General features: G+C 63.2%; 18 protein-coding genes. 9 read left to right on the top strand and 9 right to left on the bottom strand.

Annotation, left to right across the window (positions count from 1 at the left end; genetic code table 11):
• Positions 1 to 203: 203 nt before the first annotated feature.
• Both F758_RS0118725 and F758_RS0118715 read left to right on the top strand, forming a co-directional pair.
• The gene (locus tag F758_RS0118725) at positions 204 to 938 is read left to right on the top strand and encodes a HugZ family pyridoxamine 5'-phosphate oxidase (RefSeq protein WP_024509301.1); all 735 of its coding nucleotides are present in this window, start codon (positions 204 to 206) and stop codon (positions 936 to 938) included.
• Positions 939 to 1333: 395 nt separating this feature from the next.
• A complete protein-coding gene (locus tag F758_RS0118715; RefSeq protein WP_024509299.1) occupies positions 1334 to 2950 on the top strand; it encodes a phosphoenolpyruvate carboxykinase in 1617 nt (538 codons plus the stop codon).
• A 203-nt stretch (positions 2951 to 3153) separates the two neighbouring features.
• On the opposite strand, the gene F758_RS0118710 is transcribed toward F758_RS0118715, so the two are convergent.
• Together F758_RS0118710 and F758_RS0118705 are read right to left on the bottom strand one after the other, a co-directional pair.
• The gene (locus F758_RS0118710) at positions 3154 to 3972 is read right to left on the bottom strand and encodes an acyl-CoA thioesterase (protein ID WP_024509298.1); all 819 of its coding nucleotides are present in this window, start codon (positions 3970 to 3972) and stop codon (positions 3154 to 3156) included.
• A 189-nt stretch (positions 3973 to 4161) separates the two neighbouring features.
• Positions 4162 to 6678, bottom strand: coding sequence for a glycogen/starch/alpha-glucan phosphorylase (locus tag F758_RS0118705; protein WP_024509297.1), 2517 nt, complete (start codon positions 6676 to 6678; stop codon positions 4162 to 4164).
• Between the two features lie 199 nt (positions 6679 to 6877).
• Here F758_RS0118705 and F758_RS0118700 point away from each other — a divergent pair, with 199 nt between their 5' ends.
• The gene (locus F758_RS0118700) at positions 6878 to 7105 is read left to right on the top strand and encodes a hypothetical protein (RefSeq protein ID WP_024509296.1); all 228 of its coding nucleotides are present in this window, start codon (positions 6878 to 6880) and stop codon (positions 7103 to 7105) included.
• A 157-nt stretch (positions 7106 to 7262) separates the two neighbouring features.
• Positions 7263 to 7694 carry a hypothetical protein gene (locus F758_RS0118695; protein WP_024509295.1) on the top strand — a complete coding sequence of 144 codons (432 nt, stop codon included), beginning with the start codon at positions 7263 to 7265 and terminating at the stop codon, positions 7692 to 7694.
• Positions 7695 to 7800: 106 nt separating this feature from the next.
• Here F758_RS0118695 and F758_RS0118690 read toward each other — a convergent pair whose 3' ends face one another.
• On the bottom strand, positions 7801 to 8580 hold the full coding sequence (locus F758_RS0118690; protein WP_024509294.1) for a DUF2865 domain-containing protein: 780 nt from the start codon (positions 8578 to 8580) through the stop codon (positions 7801 to 7803).
• A 279-nt stretch (positions 8581 to 8859) separates the two neighbouring features.
• A complete protein-coding gene (gene pyrE, locus F758_RS0118685; RefSeq protein ID WP_024509293.1) occupies positions 8860 to 9423 on the bottom strand; it encodes an orotate phosphoribosyltransferase in 564 nt (187 codons plus the stop codon).
• Between the two features lie 206 nt (positions 9424 to 9629).
• Here pyrE and F758_RS0118680 point away from each other — a divergent pair, with 206 nt between their 5' ends.
• Positions 9630 to 10256 carry a glutathione S-transferase family protein gene (locus F758_RS0118680; protein ID WP_024509292.1) on the top strand — a complete coding sequence of 209 codons (627 nt, stop codon included), beginning with the start codon at positions 9630 to 9632 and terminating at the stop codon, positions 10254 to 10256.
• A gap of 222 nt (positions 10257 to 10478) precedes the next feature.
• Here F758_RS0118680 and F758_RS0118675 read toward each other — a convergent pair whose 3' ends face one another.
• The 3 genes from F758_RS0118675 to F758_RS0118665 form a co-directional block, all read right to left on the bottom strand.
• Positions 10479 to 11114 (bottom strand): LysE family translocator, encoded by a 636-nt coding sequence (locus F758_RS0118675; RefSeq protein ID WP_024509291.1) that lies wholly within the window; start codon positions 11112 to 11114, stop codon positions 10479 to 10481.
• 106 nt (positions 11115 to 11220) lie between these two features.
• Positions 11221 to 14292: a DNA polymerase I gene (gene polA / locus F758_RS0118670; RefSeq protein ID WP_024509290.1), complete on the bottom strand. Its 3072-nt coding sequence runs from the start codon at positions 14290 to 14292 to the stop codon at positions 11221 to 11223.
• 207 nt (positions 14293 to 14499) lie between these two features.
• A complete protein-coding gene (locus F758_RS0118665) occupies positions 14500 to 15567 on the bottom strand; it encodes an acyltransferase family protein (RefSeq protein WP_024509289.1) in 1068 nt (355 codons plus the stop codon).
• Between the two features lie 150 nt (positions 15568 to 15717).
• On the opposite strand from F758_RS0118665, the gene F758_RS0118660 reads away from it, so the two are divergent.
• The 4 genes from F758_RS0118660 (at position 15718) to F758_RS0118645 (ending at position 22043) form a co-directional block, all read left to right on the top strand.
• The gene (locus tag F758_RS0118660) at positions 15718 to 17034 is read left to right on the top strand and encodes a UDP-glucose dehydrogenase family protein (RefSeq protein WP_024509288.1); all 1317 of its coding nucleotides are present in this window, start codon (positions 15718 to 15720) and stop codon (positions 17032 to 17034) included.
• Between the two features lie 117 nt (positions 17035 to 17151).
• A complete protein-coding gene (gene hrpB, locus F758_RS0118655) occupies positions 17152 to 19635 on the top strand; it encodes an ATP-dependent helicase HrpB (RefSeq protein WP_024509287.1) in 2484 nt (827 codons plus the stop codon).
• A gap of 149 nt (positions 19636 to 19784) precedes the next feature.
• Positions 19785 to 20303: a TIGR02281 family clan AA aspartic protease gene (locus F758_RS0118650; RefSeq protein WP_024509286.1), complete on the top strand. Its 519-nt coding sequence runs from the start codon at positions 19785 to 19787 to the stop codon at positions 20301 to 20303.
• Between the two features lie 240 nt (positions 20304 to 20543).
• Complete coding sequence (locus F758_RS0118645; protein ID WP_024509285.1) at positions 20544 to 22043, top strand: phosphomannomutase/phosphoglucomutase; 1500 nt, start codon at positions 20544 to 20546, stop codon at positions 22041 to 22043.
• 201 nt (positions 22044 to 22244) lie between these two features.
• Here the strand turns inward: F758_RS0118645 and F758_RS0118640 are convergent, their stop codons facing one another.
• Together F758_RS0118640 and nudC are read right to left on the bottom strand one after the other, a co-directional pair.
• Complete coding sequence (locus tag F758_RS0118640; protein ID WP_024509284.1) at positions 22245 to 22757, bottom strand: Lrp/AsnC family transcriptional regulator; 513 nt, start codon at positions 22755 to 22757, stop codon at positions 22245 to 22247.
• A 284-nt stretch (positions 22758 to 23041) separates the two neighbouring features.
• Entirely contained in the window at positions 23042 to 23992 is a 951-nt protein-coding gene (nudC, locus tag F758_RS0118635; RefSeq protein WP_024509283.1) for an NAD(+) diphosphatase, read from the bottom strand.
• Positions 23993 to 23997 lie beyond the last annotated feature (5 nt).

Here is a 23997-nt window from a genome sequence, read left to right as displayed (position 1 = left end):
AGCCTGCTTTCAGTTCGGGTTTGCTGAACGGCGGGCAATCCAGGTGATGCGCCGCATGAATGGGCTTCAAACACGGTCAGCGAGCAATGCAAGCTGGGCTGAAGTGTGACCGAGTTCCCAGGGACGCCTCCCGTCCCGCACCCATCAAGGCCCCCTTTAACCGAAAAAAGGGCCTCATTGCAACAAGATGACGAGATAAATCGATGCAACCGGGTACCGCTTTCAACGCTTCCAAATTGGCGCGCTCGCTGCTGCGGCGCCGGCGCCAGGGGGCGCTGGCGACCTTAATGGCCGGGACGGGCTCCCCCTATTGCTCCCTGGTTAACCTGGCGAGCCATCCCGATGGAACGCCAATCCTGCTGATTTCGCTCCTGGCGGTGCACACCCGCAATATCCTGGTCGATCCCAGGGTTTCCTTGATGTTGGATGAGCGTGCGGCGGGCGATCCGCTGGAGAGCGCCCGAATTATGCTGCAAGGCCAGGCGGAGGTTGTCGGACCGGACGAGGGGGCACTCGTGCGGCGGCGCTATCTTGCGGCCCATCCGAGCGCGGAAGGCTTCGTCGACTTTTCCGACTTTTCCTTTTTCCGGATCGTGCCGAACGGAGCCCATCTGGTGGCCGGATTCGGGCGCATTCTCGATCTCAAGCCGGAGCAGTTCTTGACGGACATTGGTGATTCGCAGGCGCTGATCGAGGCCGAGGCAGGTGCGATCGAGCACATGAACGCGGACCACCGTGATGCGATGAATCTTTATGCGACGAGGCTCCTCGGCGCGCAGCGCGGCGATTGGCGCTGTACGTCGATCGACCCTGATGGCATCAATCTGCAGGCGGGCGATGTGACCTTGCGACTGGATTTTCCCGAACACGTCACGGGTCCCACCGAACTGCGCAAGATGCTGGTCAGCTTGGCCGAACAGGCGCGCGCGGCGGATTGAGCCGGTCCGAGTCGCCGCGAGCTATGAGACGCAATCGCTATCTTTCACGCAAACGGAAATCCGCCACTCGATTGCTGGTGTTGTTTTCGCCGGCGTTCGGCGCGCAGGTATCATGCGGCGCATTGTTGTGCACCGCAAAAGCTGCCCACGTCGCAGGCGGTCGCGGCGCATTGTCACGCACACTGTGCCGCAAATTGCGCCGCGCTGCGGCAAGCGATTGAGATGCATCGCCGATCTGCTTGAATAAACCAATCGAGGGGGATCGGCTTGGCAAGCCGAGCGTTGATCAAGTAATAAGTCGCCGGACCTGGGCCGGTGGGGCTATAGTGGCACCGCAGAAGCGGCGCACGGGATGAGGTTCGCGCCGGGTGATGCGGGTTCGAGGAGGATTCTTCGTGCAAGAGACGGGTGTGCGTAACGGTGCCTTCGGTGCCGACAAATTCGGCTTAAGAAATCTCAAGCAGGTGCACTGGAATCTCGGCGCACCACAGCTCTATCAATACGCCCTGATCGCAGGAGAGGCGGTGCTATCCGCCGATGGCGCGCTATGCGCCGACACCGGCGAGTTCACCGGGCGCAGCCCGAAGGACAAGTTCACCGTCCGCGATGCGATGACGGACAAGAAGATGTGGTGGGCTGGCAACCAGTCGATCACATCGGAGCAATTCGAGGCGCTCTATCAGGATTTCCTGAAGCACGCCGAAGGCAAGCGGCTGTTCGCTCAGGATCTTTATGGCGGCGCAGATCCGACCTACCGGATCAAGACGCGGGTCTTCACCGAACTCGCCTGGCACTCGCTGTTCATCCGCACGCTCCTGATCCGCCCGCAGGCGGTCGAGCTCGCGACCTTCGTGCCCGAGCTCACGATCATCGACATGCCGAGCTTCCGTGCCGATCCCAAACGCCATGGCGTGCGCTCGGAGAATGTTGTCGCCATCGATTTCGCCCGCAAGATCGTCCTGATCGGCGGATCGTATTACGCCGGCGAGATGAAGAAGAGCGTGTTCACGACGCTCAATTATTATCTCCCCGAGCGCGGCGTGATGCCGATGCACTGCTCGGCCAATGTCGGGTCCAAAGGTGATACCGCAATCTTCTTCGGCCTGTCCGGCACCGGGAAGACGACGCTGTCGGCCGATCCCAACCGCACGCTGATCGGCGACGACGAGCATGGCTGGGGACCGGACGGCGTCTTCAACTTCGAAGGCGGTTGCTATGCCAAGTGCATAAAGCTGTCGAAGGAAGCCGAGCCGCAGATCTACGCCGCCAGCAAGCGCTTTGGCGCCGTGCTGGAGAACTGTGTGCTTGACGAAGATACGCGCGAGGTCGATTTCGACGACGGCTCCAAGACCGAGAATACCCGCTCGGCCTATCCGCTCGATTTCATCCCGAACGCCTCGCGCACGGGACGGGCGCCGCATCCGAAGAACGTCGTGATGCTTGCCGCGGACGCCTTCGGGGTATTGCCGCCGATCGCAAAGTTGTCGCCGGCGCAGGCGATGTATCACTTCCTGTCCGGCTACACCGCGAAGGTCGCCGGCACCGAGCGTGGTCTGGGCTCCGAGCCTCAACCGGAATTCTCCACCTGTTTCGGCTCGCCCTTCCTGCCGCTCGATCCGTCGGTCTATGGCAACATGCTGCGCGAGCTGATCGCCCAGCACAATGTGGATTGCTGGCTGGTCAATACCGGATGGACCGGCGGCAAGTATGGCATCGGCAGCCGCATGCCGATCAAGGTGACGCGCGCGCTGCTCACCGCGGCCCTCGATGGCAGCTTGCGCAATGTCGAGTTCCGCACCGACAAATATTTCGGCTTTGCGGTGCCGACCGCGCTGCCTGGCGTGCCGACCGAAATTCTCAACCCGGTCAACACCTGGAAGGACAAGGACGAGTTCGACAAGACCGCCCGCAGCCTAGTCGGCATGTTCCAGAAGAACTTCGCCAAGTTCGAGGAAAAGGTCGATGCCGATGTCCGCGCCGCCGCGCCCGAAGTGAAGCTCGCGGCGGAGTAACTGCTGCCCTTGTCATTCCGGGGCGCTGCGATAGCAGCGAACCCGGAATATCGAGTCTCCGGGCTCGATACGGCGCATCGCGCCGGTGGCGACCAAAGAAGCAGCTTGGTCCAGCAAGTCCGATTCTAGCCTCGTCACCCTGAGGCGCTCGCCACCGGGTCCGCGCGAAGCGCGGCCAGGATGACGGTTCAACATCCTGTCGACTACGCCTTGAAATACGTCATCTGTGTCGTGGTCGCGAGCAGGCGGCCGGAGGGCGACCATAATTCGCCGGACTGATCGCTGAAGCTCTTATGGAAGATTTTCGCGTCGGCGGCGCCGAGCACGCGGGTGATATCTTCCTTCGCCAGATCGTCCGTGTCGGCGTGGAAATAGGTCGTCAGCGACACCGTGCCGATCGGTACCAGCTCGCCTTTGATATGAAAGATGCGGGCGAAGAACGCATCCGACATCGCCATCAGCGACAGGCAATCGATCTTGCGCGGCATGCTATCCCCGATCCAGAGCTTGGAGAAGGCGCTCGCCGGCTGAGCCTGCGTGCCGCCGCGCAAGTCCACCGCGCCCTCGACGAAGCGGAAATCATATTGATTGACCCAGGCCGCCGCGAGCTTCGGATAGGGCTTGATCTCCTCGAAGGGCCTGGCATCCGGCATCGTGGCTTGCTGGTGCGACCATGACGGACGACGCTCGGCAAACACGGCCGTGGCGAGCGTGGCCGGCTCGGAGCCGTCCTGCGACAGCTCAACGCACCAATGCTGCGTCGAGCGATTGGCTTTGACCAGGCGGACGTCGAGATCGAACGCGCCTTCCGCAATCGGTGCGCAATAGTTGACGGTGAGCGACAGCGGATCGCCCGCGCGCTGCGGATGCTCGAGCAGCGCACGCAAAATGGTTGCCGCCGTGAAGCCGCCGAACGGGCCGACGAAGGCCCAATAATCCGGACTGGTCCGTCCCTGCCAGCGGCTGTCGCCGGCCGTGACACGGGTGGCGTCATCGAACAGGTGTGTGGTCTTGGTCAGCATCGGTTGTCTGGCACTCCGTCATTCCGGGGCGATGCGAAAGCATCGAACCCGGAATCTCGAGATTCCGGGTTCGCCTCTTCGAGGCGCCCCGGACTGACAGCGCAAAATTCGCGCAGCACCAGTGTAGTATGATGCTTATCCTGCCAAATGCAATGACCTCTGAGGTAATTGATTTCCGCGCTGAAAAATTCAGCGCGCGCCGCGTTGCATATCCGTCTGCGCTAGCGACGAGGGGGCGGGATGCACAGGGACGTGCCAGATTTCCTCGGCATATTCGCGGATTGTGCGGTCGGAAGAGAACCAGGCCATCCGCGCCACATTGAGGATGCTGGCGCGCGTCCAGGCCGGCATGACCTGCCAGCGCGCGTCGATGCCGCGTTGCGCCTCGTAATAGGAATCGAAATCGGCGCTGACCATGTAATGGTCGAGATAACGCAGCGCGTGTGCGATCGACTCGAAGCGGCCGGGGTCGCCGGGCGAGAACTCGCCGCTGCCGATCGAGTTGATGGCGCGTGCAAGCTGCGGCGACTTGCGGATAATATCGGTCGCGTCGAGGCCCTGCTTACGCCGGACCATCACGTCCATGGCCTCCATGCCGAAGATGGCGATGTTCTCGGGCCCGACATGCTCGCGGATTTCGATGTTGGCGCCGTCGAGCGTGCCGATGGTCACCGCGCCATTGAGCGCGAGCTTCATGTTGCCGGTGCCGGAGGCCTCCATGCCGGCGGTCGAGATCTGCTCGGAAAGATCGGCAGCGGGGATGATCACCTCGGCAAGGCTGACATTGTAGTCGGGCAGGAAGGCGACCTTCAGGCGGTCGGCAATCACCGGGTCCTTGTTGACGACTTCGGCCACGTCATTGATCAGTTTGATGATCAGCTTGGCGTAGCGATAGCTCGCCGCGGCCTTGCCGGCGAAGATCTTGACCCGCGGCACCCAATTGGCTTGCGGATCGTCCTTGATCGCATGATAGAGCGCCACGGTCTCGAGGAGGTTGAGGAGTTGGCGCTTGTATTCGTGGATGCGCTTGATCTGGACGTCGAACAGGGCGGTCGAATCGACCACGACGCCGAGCTTCTCGTTGATCAGACGAGCCAGCGCCAACTTGTTGTGACGCTTCACATTGCGGAATTGCTGCTGGAAGGCGTTGTCGCTGGCGCGTGCCTCCAGCAGTTCCAGCCGGCTCGGATCGTCGAGCACGGCCTCGCCGCACACCTCGCGCAACAGTTCGGTCAGCTTGGGATTGGCGAGCATCAGCCAGCGGCGGAAGGTAATGCCGTTGGTCTTGTTGGTGATGCGGCTGGGATAGAGATGGTTGAGATCGTGGAACACGGTCTCCCGCATCAGGTCGGAATGCATCGCCGATACACCGTTGATGCTGTGCGAGCCGACGAAGGCGAGCTGGCCCATCCGCACCCTGCGGCCGCTCTTCTCGTCGATGAGCGAAACCGAGGCGCGAAATTCGATGTCGCCGGGACAGCGCTGCTCCGCCAGCGCCAAGTGCTGGCTGTTGATGCGGTAGATGATCTCGAGATGTCGCGGCAACAGCCGCTCGAACAGTTCGACCGGCCAGGTCTCGAGCGCTTCCGGCAGCAGCGTGTGGTTGGTGTAGGACAGTGTATTGACCGTGATCTTCCATGCCTCGTCCCAGCGGAAATTGTGCAGGTCGATCAGGATCCGCATCAGCTCGGCCACCGCGAGACTTGGATGCGTATCGTTGAGCTGCACCGCGACCTTCATCGCGAGGCTTCGCAGTGAGCCGTCCGAGCTGAGATGGCGGTTGACCAGATCCTGCAGCGAAGCCGAGACGAAGAAATATTCCTGCCGCAGCCTGAGCTCGCGTCCCGCCGGGCTCTCGTCGTTCGGGTAGAGGAATTTGCAGATCGCTTCGGCGCGCGCCTGCTCGGCGCTGGCGCTGACATAATCGCCGGTGTTGAACACGTCGAGCTTGAGCGGATCGGGCGCGCGTGCCGACCAGAGGCGCAGCGCGTTGACGTGCTGGCCGCGCCAGCCGACGATCGGGGTGTCGTAGGCGACCGCCTGCACGGTTTCCGCCGGATGCCAGACCGCGCGATCGCGGCCCTTCTCGTCGATGTGTTCGACGCCGCCGCCGAAATGGACGTGATAGACCACTTCCGGCCGTTGCAGTTCCCAGGGGTTACCGCAGCTTAGCCACTCGTCGGGATATTCCTGCTGCCAACCGTTGTTGATGATCTGGCGAAACAGGCCGAAGTCGTAGCGAATGCCGTAGCCGATGGCGGGGATCGCCAATGTGGCCATGCTCTCCATGAAGCAGGCGGCCAGCCGCCCCAGGCCGCCATTGCCGAGCGCGGCGTCGGGCTCGCATTTGCGCAGATCGTCGAGGCCGACGCCGAGATCGCCGAGCGCGGTCTCGAACACCTGCAGCAGGCCCATGTTGTTCAATGCATCGCTGAAGAGACGGCCAATCAGGAACTCGAGCGAGAGATAATAGACCCGCTTGCGGCCCTCGTCGTAGCTCTGCTTCTCCGCCGTCAGCCAGCGATGCACGATGCGGTCGCGCAGCGCCAGCGCCGCAGCCGTGTACCAGTCATGCTTGGTCGCCAAGCTGGCGTCCTTGCCGATGGCAAGCCGAAGCTTTGCGAGGATGGCACTCTTGATCTCGGCCAGCGCCAGTTCATCAACCGGTTGGCCGGGTGCCGGATAGTGGAACGTTTGATCCGCCAACTTCAAATCCTGACAGTAAGACTCACCGAATGATAAGCACGTTGGACGCGGCGTGTAACCCGTAGCCGCCCGGTTAATGCGGCGCATGCATGATTTTTATGCAAGGGCCGGGCCGATCCGGCCCATCCGGTTCCATTGCTTTCGGTGATAGAGTTATCCCTAGCGGTAGCCTCGAAGTCGGGCTTTTCGGAGGATCGCCATGCGCCTTGCCATCGAGATCATCGCTGCCCTGCTTCTGGTACTCTGCGTCAGCGTCCCCAGTGCCGCCTTCGCCGGCGGGCTGGGGCAGGGCGCCGATCGCGTGAGCTGCACGTTCAGCGTTCCGCAGAAAGCCACACCCGCACCCCGCTGCATGGCCATCAAAAAGCAATGCGGCGGGAAGTTCTATGCCAATTACTGTGGCGACAAGATGCTTGCGGATATGTGAGGCGGAGCAGGCGTATCAATGACGTCTTGGCAAAAAAGCAGGGCGACAATTCAATGAGAACGAATTAAGAACATTTTAGCAAGCCTTTGATATATAATGGCGATTCGGCTCATCGCCGACACAACATCTATGGTCTGTCAGACATTGCGAGGACTACATGTCCACCATCGCCTTCGATCAATTCGCGTTGACCCGGATCGCCGATTTTGCTCGCACCCTATCGCGGCTGCATCAGGCTTCGCGCCTCAGATATGTCGATGACGACGAAATCGATCGCGAGTTCAACGCCGTCTGCCGGTCGATCTGGGGCTACACCATCGACGATATCAGCGATGAATTGTTTTCACCCGCCGACCACGCCTTCCTCGATACGCTCGATGAGGCGCAGGCGCGCATCTTCGCCGCCGAGCAGGGTTATGACCTCGTCGACGACACTGGCATGCTCACGGATTGGTGGGGCTATTGCTGGATGATCCTCGCGGAGAAGCGCGGCCTGCTCACGCCGGAAAATCGCACCGCCGCGCGTGCCGCGATCGAGGAGAAATACCTGGCCGCACCGAATGTGATCGGCGTGATCGTGGGGCGGTGATGCCCTCCATCATTCCGGGGCGCGCGAAAGCGCGAACCCGGAATCTAGAAGTTGTGGCGCGAGATTCCGGGTTCCATGTTGTCGGATCGTCCCGGAATGACTGTGGTCAATTCACTTCCGCTCGCGTGTCCGGCGCGGCCTTCGGCGGGGGGCTCACCGGCGGCGGCGGTTCACGCGTGCCATCCGCATTGGACGCGTCGTTTGCGACCATGTCCGCGCGGACGGGAGCAACCTTCAGCGCGTTCAGCTTGGCGCGGACCTCGCTGGTCAGCCCGGGATAGGAGGCGACCGGCGTGAGCTCGGGTGTCTGGTCATTGCCGAGACGGACCCCGGAATAGGCTACGAGGCCTTCGCTGGTGGCGATCACGTCGCCGGCCCGCAGCGAGCCGTCCAGCGCAAGATCCACCGGCGCGAGCCCTGCGGGATCGCGACCGTTGCAGGTGCAGTCGGCGCGGAGCGCCTTGCGATAGGCATAGGCGTTCTCGCTGTCCGCGTAACGCTCACCGCTCGCCGTATAGGCGTTGTCGATGCTGGACCCGAAATAGACCTTGGTCGGGCTCGCGGGACAGAAGGCCTGGCACATCTGAACCGGGGAGGCGCCGCCACGCGTCAGCGGAAAATACCGGCCGTCACAGCTACGCACGCAAAAGGCAGGTCCGGAGCTTGCAACGACGGGCCGTGGCGGTACCGGCTGCGGGTTGTTGTTGAAGGGGTCGAAGAAATTCCCTTGCGGCGAAGCCTGGCGCGGTCTCTGGAAAGCGCCGAACAGCAAATCGAGCAGGCCCTCGGCCGAAGCCATCACTGGCATCAGCGCAACGGGGCCGGCGATGCTGACCACGATGAGGGGTCGGCGCAACCTGCGGCGAAAGGACAACTTCGTACCCAACGCTTACTCCACCCGACGCAGCCAATCTCCCTTGCGACGCGAGCCACGCCGCAAGGTTGCATTCACCATAAATCATGGATGGTAAATGAGCTCTAAGCGTGGCGACGATGTGCGGAAGAAATGAAAGGCACGCGTCTTTCTCTTGACCTCGCCCCGCGTGCAGGGAGAGGTTGCCGCCCGTCGTACGATGCGAGGCGGGCGAGGGGGGCCCAAAAGTTGCGCTCGTGGATAGAGCCCCTCAGCCCAACTTTCTCCCCCTAAGGACAAGGAGAGGGAGCCTCACTCCTTCAAGAATTCCGAGGCCTTATAGATCGAGCGGAAGGGCAGACCGGCTGCCGCGAACGTGCCGCTCGCGCCTTCCTCGCGGTCGACCATGGTCAGGACCAGCGCGACATTGGCGCCGGTCTCGCGCAGGGCCTCGACCGCCTTCATCGCCGAACCGCCGGTGGTTGTAACGTCCTCCACCACGACCACGCGCTTGCCTTCCAGGCTCTCGCCCTTGGTGAGCCCCTCGATCGCGAGCCGTGCACCATGCTCCTTCGGCTTCTTGCGGACGAAAAAAGCGGCGATCGGATGGCCCTTCAGCCACGAAAGCTGCGCGATCGCACCGGCCAGCGGAACCGCGCCCATCTCCAGCCCGCCGATATAATCGAGCTGGTCGTCCTTCAGCGCCTCAAAGGTCAGCTCCGCGAGCAGCGCGGCGCCCTCGGGGTCGAGCATGGTCGGCTTGAGGTTGAAATAGAAATCGCTCTTGCGGCCCGAAGCCAGCGTGACTTCGCCGCGGCCGAACGAGCGCCTGCGGATGATGTCGTGAAGACGGGCACGGGAAGCTGATTTGGACAAGGTTCTTTTCTCGCTTTACGGCAGCGGGCGCAATTTATCGGCGCTCTCGCGCACATTCCAGAGCCGATCCCGGCCGTCAACAGCGCAGGAATGGCCGCGGTCCCCAGCCCTCGGGTGGGAGGCGACGGGCCGCTTTGCTCAGCAATAGTCAAGGATGCTACAGACGCGCATCTGAACAAGAGCTGAAGGGCCGTCAAGGGGAGCACATGACCATCGAATTTCACACCTGGAACACGCCGAACGGCCGCAAGATTTCCGTGGCGCTGGAGGAAATGGGGCTGGCCTACAAGGTGATCCCGGTGAACATCACCAAGGGCGAGCAGATGGCGCCCGATTTTCTGGCGATCAGCCCGAACAACAAGATCCCGGCCATCGTCGATCCCGACGGTCCCGATGGAAAGCCGGTCAGCCTATTCGAGTCCGGAGCGATCCTGCTCTATCTCGGCGAGAAGACCGGAAAGTTCCTGCCCAAGCCCCTGATCGACCGTATCCCGGTCTATGAATGGCTGATGTGGCAGATGGGCGGCTTCGGGCCGATGCCGGGCCAGGTGCATCACTTCATTGCGCTCGACAACGAGCAGGACCGCGCCTACGGCCTGAAGCGTTTCATGGCGGAGACGCGAAGGCTTTATGGCGTGCTCGACCGCCGTCTTGCCGGCCGCGAATTCGTCGCCGGCGACCTCTCCGTTGCCGATTTCGCGATCCTCGGCTGGGCCTGGCGCCATCCGCGCCACAAGGTCGAGCTCTCGGATTTTCCGAATGTGGAGCGCTGGTACAACACGCTGATGGCGCGCCCGGGCGTCAAGCGCGGCATGGACGTAAAGCTTGATTGATTAAAGGTGGTCATCACCCGCCATCGGGTCTCGCCTTCGGCGAGCCCGATGACAGGCTCCAGCGGGTGATCCAGTATTCCAGAGGCGGTTGTGCTTGAGCCGAGACGCCACGGGGTACTGGATGCCCGCATGCATTCGATCTCGGGTTTACCCGAGATCGGCATAGTGAATGCGCAAGTCGGTTAAAGCCGACTTGCGGGGCATGACGACCGGGGGGCGGCCTCACGCCCGCTTCGCCTCGAACGCCATTCGCACCGCAAGTCCTGCCAGCACCGTGCCCATCAGATAGCGCTGAACGAGCATCCAGGCCGGGCGCGTGGACAGAAACAGTGCGATTCCGCCGGCGCTGAGCGCGATCAGAGCGTTGATGCTCACGCTGATGCAAATCTGGATGGCGCCCAGCACGAGCGATTGCACCAGCACGCTGCCTGACGCCGGATCGATGAATTGCGGCAACAGCGCCAGATACAACATCGCGATCTTCGGGTTGAGCAGGTTGGTGACAAGGCCCATCACGAACAGTTTGCGCGGACTGTCGACCGCGAGTTTCTTCACCTGGAACGGCGAGCGTCCGTTGGGCTTTATGGCCTGCCACGCCATCCAGAGCAGATACGCCGCGCCCGCAAAGCGTAAGCCATCATAGGCGTAGGGCACGGCGAACAGCAGTGCCGTGATGCCGAAGGCCGCACACAGCATGTAGAACACGAAGCCGAGTGCGACACCGCCCAGCGATACGATACCGGCCGCCGGTCCTTGCGTGATCGAGCGCGAAATGAGGTAGATCATATTCGGGCCCGGCGTCAGCACGAGACCGAAGGAGAGCAGGGCGAAGCCGAGCAGGGCGGAAGTGGCAGGCATTTTGGGCACTCGCGATAGGTTTGCCGCGTTTCTTACCGGTGAGCGTTCGGCGATGCCATCGCGCAATTGCACCGATATGAGGCGATCAACTCGGAGCAAAAGGGGGCTAGTGCGCCTCGTCCCAGTTGTCGGCGGCACGCGCATCGACATGCAGCGGCACCGAGAGCAGCACCGCGGGGAACGGCGCGTCCTGCATCACCTTCTGCACCACCGGCAGCGTCGCCGCGACCTCTTCGTCGGGCACCTCGAAGATCAACTCGTCATGCACCTGCAATAGCATCTGCGCCGAGAGTTTCTTGTCCGTGAGTGCCTCCTCGACCCGCACCATGGCGCGGCGGATGATGTCCGCGGCGGTGCCCTGCAATCGCGCGTTGATCGCGGCGCGCTCGTTGAATGAGCGGACCGAGGCATTGCTCGCCTTGATCTCTGGGTAGTGGCACTTGCGGCCGAACAGCGTGGTGACATAGCCGTATTTGCGGCAGAACTCCTTGGTTTCGTCCATATAGGCGCGGATGCCCGGGAAGCGCTCGAAATACTTCTTGATGTAGGCGGACGCCTCCTCGCGGCCGATGCCGAGCTGGTTGGCAAGGCCAAAGGCGGAGATGCCGTAGATGATGCCGAAATTGATCGCCTTCGCGCGGCGGCGCACCTCGCTCGGCATGTCCTTGATAGGCACGCCAAACATTTCCGACGCCGTCATGGCGTGAATGTCGAGCCCGTCGCGGAAGGCCTGTTTTAGCACGGGGATATCGGCGATCTCGGCGAGCAGCCGCAGCTCGATCTGCGAATAGTCGGCCGAGACCAGCTTGTGGCCCGGGGTCGCAATAAACGCGCGGCGGATCTTGCGGCCGTCCTCGGTGCGGATCGGGATGTTCTGCAGGTTCGGCTCGTTCGAGGACAGCCGCCCCGTCGTGGTTGCGGCCAGCGCGTAGGTGGTGTGCACGCGATGGGTCTGCGGATTGACGTAGTTCGGCAGCGCATCGGTATAGGTGGACTTGAGTTTCGAGACCTGGCGCCATTCCAGGATCTTCTTCGGAAACTCGTAGCCTTGTTCGGCAAGCTCGTCCAACACCTGCGCCGAGGTCGACCAGGCGCCGGTCTTGGTCTTGCTGCCGCCGGGCAAACCCATCTTGCCGAAGATGATGTCGCCGATCTGCTTGGGGCTGCCGACATTGATCGGCTCGCCCGCGAGTTCCTGCAGCTCCGCCTCGACCCGCGCGGCGGTCTGGGCAAAGTCTCCCGACAGCCGCGACAGCACCTGGCGGTCGATCGAAATGCCGCGCCGCTCCATGCGTGCCAGCACCGCGACCAGCGGGCGCTCCAAGGTCTCGTAGACCGCAGTCATGCGTTCGGCGACGAGGCGCGGTTTCAGCGCGCGCCAGAGCCGCAAAATGACATCGGCGTCCTCCGCCGAATAGGCGGTGGCCTTGTCGATCGCGACCTGGTCGAACGAGAGCTTGTTCTTGCCGCTGCCGGTCAGTTCGCCAAAGGTTAGCATGGCGTGGCCGAGCCAGCGTTCGGCCAGCGAATCCAGCCCATGTGCGCCGCGTCCCGCGTCGAGTGCATAAGACATCAGTTGCGCGTCGTCGTAGTTGCGCAAGATGATGCCTTCCTGCGCGAACATCACCGCATTGAACTTGACGTTGAAACCGATCTTGAGCAGCCCGGGCGCCTCCAACAACGGCTGCAGCGCGGCCAGTGCGTCGGTCGCCTTGATCTGGCCGGGCGCAAGTCCTGCGTCGAACAGGCCGGCACCGCTGCCGGGCTGCTTGTGAGCGAGCGGGATATAGCAAGCGTCGTTCGGAGCGAGTGCCAGCGCGATCCCGCAGATCTCCGCCTGCAGCGGATCGATCGAATTGGCCTTGGTCTCGATCGCGAAATGGCCGACGTCATGGACACGCGCGAGCCACCCATTGAGCTGGTCCAGGCTCTGGATGGTCTGATATTTGCTGCGATCAACGCGGGTATTGCGCGCCGCTTCCGCCCGCGCGGTCGCAAGCGCAGCCGGCGTGCCCTTGAGGCTGGCGGCCTTGTCGCTCTTGTCCGGTGCGGCCTTGTTGGGCCCGGCCGCGTTCGGCTTGGGCCGCTCTTTGCCGCCACCGGGCGCGGGCAAAGCCGGGGCACTCTCTTCCGGCAGCACGCGTTGGGCCGCAGGCGAGGAGGATCCATTGCCGCTCTTCAACAGCTCATCCGGCGCGACATCTGCGGGGTCGACATGCGCGTACTCCGCGACCCGCCGGGTCAGCGACGAAAACTCCATGGCCTTCAGAAACGCAATCAGCTTGCGCGCGTCGGGCTCGTGCACCGCGAGGTCGTCGAGCGGGACCTCCAGGTCGACCTTGTCGTCGAGCAGCACAAGCTGGCGCGAAATCCGCGCCTTCTCGGCGTTCTCGATCAGCGCCTCGCGCCGCTTCGGCTGCTTGATCTCGCTCGCGCGCAAGAGCAGCGTGTCGAGGTCGCCATAGTCGATGATGAGCTGCGCCGCGGTCTTCACGCCGATCCCGGGCACGCCCGGCACGTTGTCGGTGGAATCGCCGGCGAGCGCCTGTACGTCGACCACCTTCTCCGGCGGTACGCCGAATTTCTCGCGCACTTCGGCGATACCGATGCGGCGGTCCTTCATCGTATCGTACATGGTGACGCAGTCGGTCACGAGTTGCATCAGGTCTTTGTCGGACGACACGATGGTCGCGGTGGCGCCGCGTTCGCAGGCCTGGCGCACGTAAGTGGCGATCAGGTCGTCGGCCTCGAATCCGGCCTGCTCGAGGCAGGGCAGGTCGAAGGCGCGCACGGCGGAGCGGATCAGCGGAAATTGCGGGATCAGGTCGTCAGGCGCAGGCGGCCGGTGCGATTTGTAATCGGCATAGATCTTGTTGCGGAAGGTGACTTCGCTCTTGTCGAAGACGACGGCGAGATGGGTCGGCCGGTTGTCCTCCGGCATCTCCCGCAACAGCTTCCACAGCATGTTGCAGAAGCCGAGCACGGCATTGACCTGCAGGCCGTCGGACTTACGGTTCAAGGGTGGCAGCGCGTGATAGGCGCGGAAAATGTAGCCGGAACCGTCGACGAGGAAGACATGGTCGCCCCTGCCGAGCGCTTTGGCGGCAACGGGTTTCGGAGCAGCGGCCTTCGTTGCGGCCGGCTTTTCGGTGGTCACTTTGGGGGAGGTCTTGGGCATGACGCCAATTTAAGAATTTTTGCGGCAAATGACAGGCTTTGAAGCCGGATTTTGGCTTCGCAAACAAGCAAATTCCGTCGCCCGGCGAAGGCCGGGACCCATAATCCCAGGCAGATGTCGTTGCGAGAGCTGTTACCGCCGCGCGCCACAAACTCGCGCCTGCGCTTATGGGTCCCGGCCTTCGCCGGGCGATGTCGCCGAAAGAGCCTATTCCGCGGCCTGCAATGCGGTCGCCTGTTTTTTCGGTGCGATCCAGAACGCGTCCGGCCGCTCGAACAGGAAATTGGCGTGCACGGCGAGCGCGAGGCGCCAGATGAGCAGCGCACCGGCCACGCCCGCGATCGTGACGATCAGCGAGATCGCGCCGATATCTTCGATCAGGCCCGTCTTGAGCAGCAGCGTCCGGGTCGCCGCCATCGGCAGGAAGAACGCGAGATAGATCACGATCGAGTGCTCGCCGCAGAAGCGCAAGGCATCGAGCCGGCGGGCATGCGCGAGCAGCGTGCCTGAAGTCACGATCGCGCAGGCGCCCGCGATGCCGAGCATCAGCGATAGCAAGGGCAGTTCGCTATAACCCAGCGCAACGAGGCCGCCGTCGATCAGCGCCCATAACGCCAGCGCAGCGAGCGCGCGCATAGGATAGGCGCGGGCGCAATTCGACAAAGCGAACACTTGAGAGGCGAACAGATAGCCGGAATAGATGTAGACGAATCGCGCGCAGAACTCGTCGATCGCGGTCCAGCCGGTTCCGATCCGCAGCGTCTCAAGGAGCGCGGCAACGCTCCAGATCAGGAGCGGCGAAACGTTGCGTGTCAGTTTTATGACGACGAAGAAGATCGGCAGCAGGTAAATGAACCACAGCGTGCCGAACGGCTCGATGAAGGATTCAAGATACAGCAGGCCGGCCTGCGCCCAGCTTGATTCGGCGGCAAAGGCGGGCGCCTTGAAGCCGAACTGGATGGTCACCCACAGCACGTAGAAATAGGCGAAGTGCACCACCTTGCGATCGAGATAGGTGCGCCAGTCGCGATTGATCACGAGCGGCAGGAAAAGCCCCGAAATCAGGAAGAAATCCGGCATCCGGAACGGCTTTGCGAAGGCGACCAGCAGGTGCATGAAGCCGGTCTGGCCGGTCGCCTTCTCCACGCCCAATACCGAATGCATCATCACCACCATGACGATGCAGATGCCCTTGGCGTAGTCCACCCAGTCGACGCGTCCGCCGGTCCCAGCGGCAGGGCCGCTGGATGCGAGCGCTGTACCGATTTTGGTCATTGCTGTCCCTTTGTGAGGCGGTATTCTTGCATCATCCGGCCGATCAGTTGCTGTCCCCTTTATTCATACAAACGACATGCCGTATTCTTTGCTTTCCTTCCCGCGGCCGGATAAGAGGCGGTCGCGTTAACCATTCGAGGTGGTTGTTTCATGCGAATTGCCATGATCGGCACTGGCTATGTGGGGCTGGTTTCCGGAGCCTGCTTTGCGGACTTCGGTCACAACGTCACCTGCGTGGATAAGGATGCGGAGAAGATCGCATCGCTCGAGCGCGGCGAGATACCGATCTTCGAGCCCGGCCTCGATACGCTGGTCGAGACCAACGTCAAAGCTAAGCGGCTTGATTTCACGACCGACCTGTCCGTTTCCGTGGCCGAAGCCGATGCGGTGTTCATCGCGGTCGGCACGCCGTCGCGTCGCGGTGATGGCCATGCCGATCTTACTTACGTCTACGCGGCCGCGCGCGAGATCGCGCGTGCCGTCTCCGGCTTCACGGTGGTGGTCAACAAGTCGACGGTGCCGGTCGGCACCGGTGATGAGGTCGAGCGGGTGATTCGCGAAACCAATCCGAGCGCGGACGTTGTCGTCGCCTCCAATCCGGAGTTCTTGCGCGAGGGCGCGGCGATCCGCGATTTCAAGTTCCCCGACCGTATCGTGATCGGCACCTCGGACGAACGCGGCCGCAAGGTGCTTGCCGAAATCTACCGTCCGCTGTCTCTCAATCAGGGCCCGTTGATGTTCACCGCGCGGCGCACTGCAGAGCTGATCAAATACGCGGCCAACGCCTTTCTCGCCACCAAGATCACCTTCATCAACGAGATCGCCGATCTCTCGGAAAAGGTCGGCGCCGATGTGCAGGAGGTCGCGCGCGGCATCGGCCTCGACAATCGCATCGGCAGCAAATTCCTGCACGCAGGTCCGGGCTACGGCGGCTCCTGCTTTCCCAAGGATACGCGTGCGCTGATCAAGATCGCGCAGGATTACGACGTGCAGCTTCGCATCGTCGAGGCGGTGCTCGGCGTCAACGACAACCGCAAGCGGGCGATGGCGCGCAAGGTCGCCGCCGCCGCAGGCGGAAGTTTGCGCGGCAAAACCATCGCTGTGCTCGGCCTGACCTTCAAGCCCGACACCGACGACATGCGCGAGGCGCCGTCGATCCCGCTGGTCACGGGCCTGCTCGACATGGGCGCCAAGGTGCGTGCGCATGATCCGGCCGGCATGGAGCAGGCGCGCAAGGAACTGCCCGATATCGAATATTGCGAGGACCCTTACACTTGCGCCAAGGGCGCGGACGCGATGGTCTTGGTGACCGAGTGGGTGCAGTATCGCGCCATGGACCTGGAGCGGCTGCGGCGCGAGATGGCGCAGCCGGTCGTGGTCGACTTGCGCAACATCTACCGTCCCGAGGAGATGGCCGCGCACGGCTTTGTCTACGAAAGCGTCGGCCGGCCTTCGAAGGGGAAGTGACGCTTTGGTTGTCATACGCCGCGCATGCGGGGTATCCAGTACTCTCGATCTTCGTGATTGCGAAGGCCTGAGCTTACTGGATCACCCGCCTTCGCGGGTGATGACGGATACGAGATATTGCCCCGCAGCTTCGACGCGCCCCTCCCGATCGACGCGGTTCTCGACCAGCTCTCGGATACGCTGGCCAGGACCAACGCCGCCGTGCTGGTCGCACCCCCCGGCGCGGGCAAGACCACGCGGGTGCCGCTCGTGCTGCTCGACGCACCCTGGGCCAAGGACAAGAGGATCATCGTGCTTGAGCCCAGGCGCATCGCCGCGCGCGCCAGCGCCGAGCGCATGGCAAAGACACTTGGCGAGCGGGTGGGCGAGACCGTCGGCTACCGCGTTCGCTTCGGCTCGAAAGTCTCGCGCACCACCAGGATCGAGGTCGTCACCGAAGGCATCTTCTCGCGGCTGATCCTCGATGATCCCGAACTCAATGGTGTCGCGGCGGTGCTGTTCGACGAATTTCACGAACGCTCGCTCGACGCCGATCTTGGCCTCGCGCTGGCGCGCGATGCGCAAACGGGCCTGCGCGAGGATTTGCGGCTGCTCGTGATGTCCGCCACGCTGGACGGCGCGCGGGTGGCGAAACTGCTCGGCGATGCGCCGGTGGTTGCCAGCGAAGGCCGCGCCTTTCCGGTCGAGACGCGCTATCTCGGCCGCAAGCCGGATGTGCCACTGGAACGGCAGATGGCCGACGCCATCATCACCGCGCTACGCGCCGATCCCGGCTCGGTGCTGGCCTTCCTGCCGGGCGCGGCTGAAATCCGCCGCATCGAAACAGCATTGAAAGAGCGTATCCAGGATGCGGGAATCGAGATCGTACCGCTATTCGGTGCGCTCGACGCAAGCGTTCAGGATCGCGCCATCGCGCCCGCACCAAAAGGCTGCCGCAAGGTGGTGCTGGCGACCTCGATCGCGGAGACGTCGCTGACGATCGAGGGCGTCCGCATCGTGGTGGATTCCGGCCTTGCGCGCGTGCCACGCTATGAGCCGAATATCGGGCTGACGCGGCTGGAAACCGTGCGCGCCTCGCGCGCCGCCGTCGATCAACGCCGCGGCCGTGCCGGCCGCACCTCACCCGGCATCTGCTACCGTCTCTGGGACGAGCTGCAGACCGCCTCGCTTGCACCCTTCACCCAGCCGGAAATCCTGAGCGCGGATCTCTCGTCGCTGGTGCTGGACGTCGCGCAATGGGGTGTTGCCGATCCGACCACGCTGCCGTTTCTGGATCCGCCGCCTGCGCCTGCGTTGAAGGAGGCCAAGAGCCTGTTGTCCGAGCTCGGCGCGCTCGATGCCGATGGTCGCATCACGGCCGAGGGCAAAAGCCTGCGTGCGCTGGCGCTGCCGCCGCGGCTCGCGCGCATGATCGTGGACTCCGAGCGTTTCGGGTCGGCCGAGCCGGCGGCGGATATCGCCGCCATTCTCACCGAGCGCGGGCTTGGCGGCGACAGCGTCGATCTCGATGCCAGGGTCGAGCAGTTCCGCCGCGACCGTGCGCCGCGCGCGGCCAGCGCCCGCGATCTCGCCCGCCGCTGGGCCGCGCAAGTCAAGTCGTCCTCGCCCTCCGCCGCGCCGCGAGGGGAGGCGGAGTTGTCGGCGGGCGTCATGCTCGCCTTCGCCTTCCCCGATCGCATCGCGCGCAATCGCGGCAACGGCAGTTTCGTGCTCGCCAATGGCCGTGGTGCCAGCGTCGATCAAGCCTCCTCACTGGCCCGCGCGCCCTATATCGCGGTTGGAGAGCTCACGGGCGCAGCGGCCAGCGGGCGCATCCTGCTGGCGGCGCCGATCACGCAGGCGGAGATCGAGCTGCATTTCGCCGATCAGATCGAAACCGCTGATGAGATCAGCTTCGATCGCAATGCGCTCGGATTGCGGGCGCGGCGCCGACGCCGCCTGCATGCCGTGACGCTTTCTGAAGCTCCGCTGGCGCTCACGCCTTCAGCCGAGACCGCGCGCATTTTCGCCGACGGCCTGATCGCCGTCGGCCTCGACAAATTGCCGTGGTCCAAGGCCGCAAAACAGTGGCGCGACCGCGTGATGTTCTTGCGCAAGGCCGAAGGCGACCCCTGGCCGGATCTGTCGGATGACGCCCTTGCCGCGCGGTGTGAGGATTGGCTGGTGGGTGCGCTCTATGACAAGACGTCGCTGAAAGATCTTTCCGCCGGCGATCTGTCGGAAGCCTTGATGGCGCTGTTGCCGTGGGATTTGCGCGGCCGGCTCGAGCGCGAGGCGCCGACGCATTTCGAGGCGCCGACCGGCACGCAAGTTACGATCGATTACGAGGCCGCGCAGGGGCCGACCATTGCCGTGCGCCTGCAGGAATTGTTCGGGCTCAATGCCCATCCCTCGATCGCGGGCGGCGCGGTGCCGCTGGTGGTTGAATTGCTGTCGCCCGCGCAGCGACCCGTGCAGGTCACGCGCGACCTGCCGGGTTTCTGGCGCGGCAGCTATGCCGCCGTGCGTTCGGATTTGCGCGGCCGTTATCCCCGCCACCCCTGGCCGGAGGACCCCGCCAATGCGCTGCCGACGCGCCGGGTGAAACCGCGGGGGACCTGATCTTCCCCCCGCGCCACTCTTGCGGGGAGAGGTGAGGAGAGGACGTTAACCTTTCGCTCACACTTTTCGCGAAAATGGCTGGCCGGACCGTCGCAGTGTTGCGGCCGGCGTGATGAAATTACCCGGCTTGAAACGCGAGTTGTAGCGTCATGCGTAATCTGATGGTGTTTGCGGCGGTCATTGGCGGGCTCGGCATCTTCATGGCCGATATCGCCGCCAAGATGACGCCGCAGCCTGCCTCCGCTACACCTGTCGTCAGCAAAGCCGTCGCGGTTGAGGCGCCGGTCCCGGCCGGCTCCCGTAGCCTTGCCATTGCACGCGACAGCCGCGGCCATTTCCTCACCGGGGCGCGCATCAACGGGCAACGGATCGATTTCATGGTCGATACCGGCGCGTCGGTGGTGGCTGTGAACGAGAGCTCGGCCGCGCGCTTCGGCCTGCACCCCTCGCGCAACGACTACACCGCCAACGTCACCACCGCCAACGGCACGATCAAGGGCGCGCGCACCCGCCTTCCCATGATCGATGTCGGCGGGCTCGTGCTGCGCGATGTCGATGCCCTGGTGTTGCCCGACGAAGCGCTGTCGGAAAACCTGCTGGGGCTGTCGTTCCTGTCGCGCCTGAAGCGCTTTGAATACAGCGACGGCCAGTTGGTGCTGCAGCAGTAAGGCTCCTCTTCGTCATGCCCCGGGCTTGACCGCCGGCATTCAGTACGCTGCGGCATTTCCGGTCGTCAGAAGCCTCTGGAATAACGGATCGTCCGCTTTCGTGGACGATGACAGCTAAGTGAACTCGCAAATCCGCCTGAATTATAGTCATCACAAACTGATAATCCCGCCTTCCGCGGCGGCTATCTATTCGCTGCCGCTGCGCTAGACTGAAGTTCGCGTTCACGACGAGGTCGATTCATGTTTCCCACGCCGAAGCCGGTACTCCTGCCCAACACCTATGCCTTTGAATCCGAGCCGATGGTGAAGCCGACCGGCTTCCGCGAATATGACGCGCGCTGGCTGTTCAACAAGGAAATCAACCTGATGGGCGTGCAGGCGCTGGGCATGGGGTTAGGGACGCTGATCGCGGAACTCGGCGCCAGGAAAGAGATCGTGACGGGGCACGATTTCCGTGGCTATTCGGCCTCGATCAAATATGCGCTGATTTCCGGACTTATGGCGGCGGGCTGCAAGGTCCATGACATCGGCCTTGCGCTGACGCCGATGGCGTATTTTGCTCAATTTGAGCTCGACGTCCCCTGCGTCGCCATGGTGACGGCCTCACATAACGACAACGGCTGGACCGGCGTGAAGATGGGCGCCAATCGTCCGCTCACCTTCGGTCCCGATGAGATGGGCCGGCTGAAGGAGATCGTGCTCTCGTCCGCGTTCAGGAACGAGGCCGGCGGCTCCTATCAATTCCACGAGAATTTTCCGGCGCGCTACATCGCCGATCTGACCAAGCGGACCAAGCTGAAGCGCAAGCTCAAGGTGGTCGTGGCCTGCGGCAACGGCACCGCGGGCGCGTTTGCGCCGCAGGTGATGGAGGCGATCGGCTGCGAGGTGGTGCCGCTCGATGCCGAGCTCGACTACACCTTCCCCAAATACAATCCAAACCCAGAAGACCTGCACATGCTGCACGCGATCCGCGACGCGGTGCTGGCGCACAAGGCCGATGTGGGCTTGGGTTTCGACGGCGACGGCGACCGCTGCGGCGTGGTCGACAACGAGGGCGAAGAGATCTTCGCCGATAAGGTCGGCGTGATGCTGGCGCGCGACATGTCGGCGATCCACAAGGATGCGCAATTCGTGGTCGACGTAAAGTCGACCGGGCTGTTCATCACCGATCCGGTGCTGCAAAAACAGGGCGCGACGACGACCTATTGGAAGACCGGCCATTCCTACATGAAGCGCCGCACCAACGAGCTCGGCGCGCTCGCGGGCTTCGAAAAGTCCGGCCACTTCTTCTTCAACAAGCCGTTCGGCCGTGGCTATGACGACGGGCTGGTGTCGGCGATCGCGATCTGCGAGATGCTCGATCGCGCGCCGGGCAAATCGATGGCGGACCTGAAGAACGCGCTGCCGAAGACCTGGTCATCGCCGACCATGTCGCCGCATTGCGCGGATGAAGCCAAATATGGCGTGGTCGACGCGGTCGTGAAGCATTTCCAGGACTTGCAGAAGAAGGGCGAGACGGTTGCAGGCCAGAAGATCCGCGATCTCGTCACCGTCAATGGCGTTCGCGTCACCGTAGAGGACGGTAGCTGGGGCCTGGTGCGTGCCTCGTCGAACAAGCCGGAGCTGGTGGTCGTGGTCGAAAGCCCGGTCTCCGAGCAGCGCATGCGCGACATGTTCGAGGTCGTCGACAAGGTGTTGCGCACCCACCCCGAGGTGGGCGAGTACAATCAGAAGATTTGAGGCAGCACGGCGCGAGCGCCTCATCACCACATCGCTCGAACCGTCATCCTTAGGCGCGAGCGCCGGCGAGCCTCGAAGGATGGACGGCCACGCTGCGAGAGCCCGGCCGTCGCCCTTCGAGACGCTTGCTCCGCAAGCTCCTCAGGGGTGACGGGACCGCTAGGAAGTCGTTTCGATCCAGCACTGTCCGCTTATAAACGATCACGCCGCCGCCACCGCCGGGACGGGCAGCGCGGTGACCGACTTGATCTTCTCCATCGCAAAGCGCGAGGTGACATTCTTCAGCGGCACCGTCGCGATCAGCTTTTTGTAGAACACGTCATAGCTCTGCATGTCCGCGACCACGACGCGCAGCATGTAATCGACATCGCCGGCCATGCGGTAAAACTCCATGACCTCGGGCATGGCGCTGACCGCTTCGGCGAACTTCTTCAGCCAGGCTTCGGAATGATCGGAGCTCTCGACGGAGACGAACACCGTGATCCCGAGCCCGATCTTGTTCTGGTCGACCAGCGCGACGCGGCGCAGGATGACGCCATCGGCCTCCAGGCGCTGAATGCGCTTCCAGCACGGTGTCGACGACAGCCCCACACGGTCGCCGATCTCGGCGACGGACAGGGAAGCATCCTCCTGGAGTACCATCAGGATCTTACGGTCGATGGCGTCCAGGCGACGGCCATGTTCGTTAGGAAATTGGACGGCGAGCTCGTTCATGAGAATAAAGTTCCATATATGGAGCGGATGACTCTGATATAAAGAAAAATCTTCTATATCAAGCTGAATATCGCGGTCTCCGGTCCGTCGATCTGCCCCGGTTCTAACCCAAAACCTCTTCGATTCCAGTATGTTGCGGGGCAGCAAAGCACTCGCAGCAGGCGGATGCATTTCAGGGTGGCGGCCGAGGCAAAACGAACGCGGCCGTTCATGTCCCGGCCTTGGGTAATCGCCAGCCGAAAAGCGCTATGGAAGACGTCCCCCGTGCCTGGCGGCGCTTTCTGCTATCCGGCAGAAGGCTCGTCCTCCTGCAGCCAGCGCCCCAAGAGATGGTGCGCGATGGCGAAGGGATGCGGCCCGGCAAGTCCGTCGGGGTGTTGGCGCGTGAGCATCAAGCGCGCTTCGTCGCGGTCGAACCAGCGCGCATCCTCCAGTTCCGACCGATCGATCACGATGTCTTCATTGAGGGCGCGCGCGGTGCAGCCGATCATCAGCGACGACGGATACGGCCAAGGCTGCGTCATGTAGTAAGCGACGTCGGTGCAGCGGATGCCGGCTTCCTCGAAGACCTCGCGCTTGACCGCGTCCTCGATCGTCTCGGCGGCTTCGACAAAGCCGGCCAGGCAGGAATACATGCCGGGCATGAAACGCGACTGCCGCCCCATCAGGCATTTGTCGCCCTTGGCCACCATCATGATCACGACGGGGTCGGTGCGCGGGAAATGTTCAGTCTTGCAAGCCGGACATTCGCGCTTCCAGCCGCCTTCCCGCATCGCGGTCCGCGCGCCGCAATTGGCGCAAAAACCGTGCCGCTGGTGCCAGTTGACGAGCGATTTCGCCGCCGCGACCGCCGATAGTTGCTCAGGCGGAATGGTGCCCTGCATCGCCATGGCGCGCAGTTCGCTCACGGCCACATCGTCGCGGCCGATCAGCTTTTCGGCGGCCTGCGGCGCAATGCCCATGCCGAACACGGGCGCGCCGTCGCGCAGGCCCAAAAACACCGTACCCGGATTGGCGCCGAATGTGAGCGCCTCGTCGATGGTGAGCAGCGCTCGCGATGCCTCACCCTCCCGCTTCACCACCAGCGAATCGCGAGAGACGATATAGGCGCGCGCCCTCGGATCGGTCTCCAGCGACAGCAGCTTCTGCTCGTTTGTGCGCAGATGCGCCGCCCGATCCAGGATGTTGCCGACGAACGCGGGCTTGCCCAGCGGAAACGAATCGAATGCGGACATGTTCT

The organism is Bradyrhizobium sp. ARR65 (genome assembly GCF_000472385.1).
GTDB lineage: Bacteria > Pseudomonadota > Alphaproteobacteria > Rhizobiales > Xanthobacteraceae > Bradyrhizobium.
This window is presented reverse-complemented; position numbering and strand designations above follow the sequence as displayed.

Excerpts from the sequence above, each read along its gene's own strand:
- F758_RS0118725 (WP_024509301.1), top strand. The coding sequence starts at position 204 with ATGCAACCGGGTACCGCTTTCAACGCTTCCAAATTGGCGCGCTCGCTG.
- F758_RS0118710 (WP_024509298.1), bottom strand. The coding sequence starts at position 3,972 with ATGCTGACCAAGACCACACACCTGTTCGATGACGCCACCCGTGTCACG.
- F758_RS0118700 (WP_024509296.1), top strand. The coding sequence starts at position 6,878 with ATGCGCCTTGCCATCGAGATCATCGCTGCCCTGCTTCTGGTACTCTGC.
- F758_RS0118695 (WP_024509295.1), top strand. The coding sequence starts at position 7,263 with ATGTCCACCATCGCCTTCGATCAATTCGCGTTGACCCGGATCGCCGAT.
- F758_RS0118680 (WP_024509292.1), top strand. The coding sequence starts at position 9,630 with ATGACCATCGAATTTCACACCTGGAACACGCCGAACGGCCGCAAGATT.
- F758_RS0118675 (WP_024509291.1), bottom strand. The coding sequence starts at position 11,114 with ATGCCTGCCACTTCCGCCCTGCTCGGCTTCGCCCTGCTCTCCTTCGGT.
- polA (WP_024509290.1), bottom strand. The coding sequence starts at position 14,292 with ATGCCCAAGACCTCCCCCAAAGTGACCACCGAAAAGCCGGCCGCAACG.
- F758_RS0118665 (WP_024509289.1), bottom strand. The coding sequence starts at position 15,567 with ATGACCAAAATCGGTACAGCGCTCGCATCCAGCGGCCCTGCCGCTGGG.
- F758_RS0118660 (WP_024509288.1), top strand. The coding sequence starts at position 15,718 with ATGCGAATTGCCATGATCGGCACTGGCTATGTGGGGCTGGTTTCCGGA.
- F758_RS0118650 (WP_024509286.1), top strand. The coding sequence starts at position 19,785 with ATGCGTAATCTGATGGTGTTTGCGGCGGTCATTGGCGGGCTCGGCATC.
- F758_RS0118645 (WP_024509285.1), top strand. The coding sequence starts at position 20,544 with ATGTTTCCCACGCCGAAGCCGGTACTCCTGCCCAACACCTATGCCTTT.
- F758_RS0118640 (WP_024509284.1), bottom strand. The coding sequence starts at position 22,757 with ATGAACGAGCTCGCCGTCCAATTTCCTAACGAACATGGCCGTCGCCTG.
- nudC (WP_024509283.1), bottom strand. The coding sequence starts at position 23,992 with ATGTCCGCATTCGATTCGTTTCCGCTGGGCAAGCCCGCGTTCGTCGGC.